At 46.4% G+C, this 2,172-nt stretch carries 2 protein-coding genes; one reads left to right on the forward strand and one right to left on the reverse strand.

What is annotated here, in order from left to right:
• Positions 1-156: 156 nt before the first annotated feature.
• Positions 157-1,122, forward strand: a complete 966-nt coding sequence (locus ACP5D0_RS05480) for an integron integrase (RefSeq protein WP_472364648.1) — start codon at positions 157-159, stop codon at positions 1,120-1,122.
• 138 nt (positions 1,123-1,260) lie between these two features.
• On the opposite strand, the gene proS is transcribed toward ACP5D0_RS05480, so the two are convergent.
• The coding region (gene proS / locus ACP5D0_RS05485; protein ID WP_472364650.1) for a proline--tRNA ligase at positions 1,261-2,172 on the reverse strand (912 nt) is incomplete at its 5' end.

Raw genomic sequence — 2,172 nt, forward strand, 5'->3', positions numbered from 1 at the left:
TAACTATAATTAGACATCCTAAACCAAACACACTACGTATGTCAACAAATCATAAATCTGATGTTTTATACTGTTATTTTCGTGGATTGAATTAATATAACAGTATGTTATTATTGAATTTAATTCTAATCCTTACCGTTTTATGAGGCATAAATTATGGCGACTAAACCACGCTTTTTAGACCTTGTGCGTGAACGCATTCGAACTAAGCATTATTCTTTACGCACCGAGGAAGCTTATGTAGGTTGGATTAAAAAATTTATATTTTTTCATAATAAGCGTCACCCTGCTGAAATGGGTAAGCTTGAAATGGAGCAATTTTTGACTTATTTGGCGGTTGAGAGAAATGTGGCTTCTTCGACACAAAACCAAGCATTAGCCGCTTTGCTTTTTATGTATAAAGAGGTTATACAAATGGAACCGCCTTGGGTTGATAATGTGACACGGGCGAAAAAACCACAGCGTTTGCCTGTCGTTTTAACAAAAACTGAAGTCAGTCAATTACTCGAAAATGTTCCTCTTTCTTATCAGCTTCAGGCTAGGTTGCTATATGGTTGTGGCTTACGTTTGATGGAGTTGGTTCGTTTACGTGTGCAGGACATTGATTTTGGTTATCATTCAATTACTGTGCGCGCGGGTAAAGGGGATAAGGATCGTGTTGTTATGCTGCCGCCAAGCACCATCGAAGCTTTGCAAGCGCAATTAACGGAAACGAAACGCATTCATGATATCGACTTGAGTAATGGTTATGGAGAGGTGTATTTACCCAATGCCTTGGAACGAAAATACCGAAATGCAAATAAAACCTTTGCATGGCAATATGTGTTTCCGAGCCGGAATATCGCGTCCGACCCGAGAAGCGGTAAGAAACGCCGCCACCACATGCATGAACAAGCATTGCAAAGAGCCATTAGACAAGCGGCAAGCCACGCCAACATTCACAAAAAAGTAACGCCTCATACGCTTCGGCACAGCTTTGCAACGCATTTATTAGAATCGGGTTATGACATTCGTACCATTCAAGAGTTACTCGGACACAAAAATGTCGAAACGACCATGATATACACACATGTGCTTAAACAAGGCGGGAAAGGCGTTGTTAGCCCTTTAGAAAATTTATAAGGCACCATAAAAAACTTGCGAAAAGCAGGCTTCTTTAAAATCTTAACCCGTAAAACTCATGAATCGGTGATCCGAGGGTGAATTACGGGTTAATGATTAAATTCAAGATTGAACTCAAGGTTGTGAGTGCTAAGGGTATTAGCGCAATTTTGACATTAAAAACGCTATAAAGTCATCTGCTGAAACGTCTTGGGGTTTTTCATCGGTGCGGTGTTTGTATTCAATCATGCCGTTGTCTAGGCCGCGTTCGCCGATGACGATGCGATGCGGAATGCCGATCAGTTCCATGTCGTTAAACATCACGCCCGGGCGTTCGCTGCGGTCGTCAAACAGCACTTCGATGCCTTTGGCGATGAGTTCGTCATAGAGTTGATTCGCGGCTTCCGCCACGCGCGGCGATTTGTGCATTTGCATTGGCACAATGCAGACTTGGAAGGGTGCGATGGCTTCCGGCCAGATAATGCCTTTGTCGTCGTGATTCTGCTCGATGGCGGCGGCGACCACACGGGTGACGCCAATGCCGTAGCAGCCCATTTCCAAGACTTGCGCACGGCTGTTTTCATTCAGCACGGTGGCGTTGAGGGCTTTCGAATATTTGTTGCCCAATTGGAAGATGTGGCCGACTTCAATGCCGCGACGGATTTCGATTTTGCCTTTTCCGCAGGGGCTAGGGTCGCCTTTGACGACATTGCGGATGTCGGCGACCAGCGTTGGGTTGGCGTTACGATCCCAGTTGGCACCGGTGTAATGGAAGCCATCTTCATTGGCACCGCAGATGAAATCAGCGGCATGGGCGGCGGTGCGATCCACAATCACTGGAATATTCAAGCCCACCGGCCCGATGGAACCGGCGTTGCAACCGACGGCGTCCAGAATCTCGGCATCGCTGGCCATTTCCAGCGGCTCGGCCACTAAATCCAGTTTTTCGGCCTTGATTTCATTCAGCGCGTGGTCGCCACGCACCACCAGCGCCACGACCGGGTTTTCGTCGGTCGCGCCTTTGACAATCAAGGTTTTCAAGACGCTCTTTTTCTTGACCTGCAGAAAGTC

Source organism: Hydrogenovibrio sp., from assembly GCF_049975065.1.
Lineage (GTDB): Bacteria > Pseudomonadota > Gammaproteobacteria > Thiomicrospirales > Thiomicrospiraceae > Hydrogenovibrio.

Excerpts from the sequence above, each read along its gene's own strand:
- ACP5D0_RS05480 (WP_472364648.1), top strand. The coding sequence starts at position 157 with ATGGCGACTAAACCACGCTTTTTAGACCTTGTGCGTGAACGCATTCGA.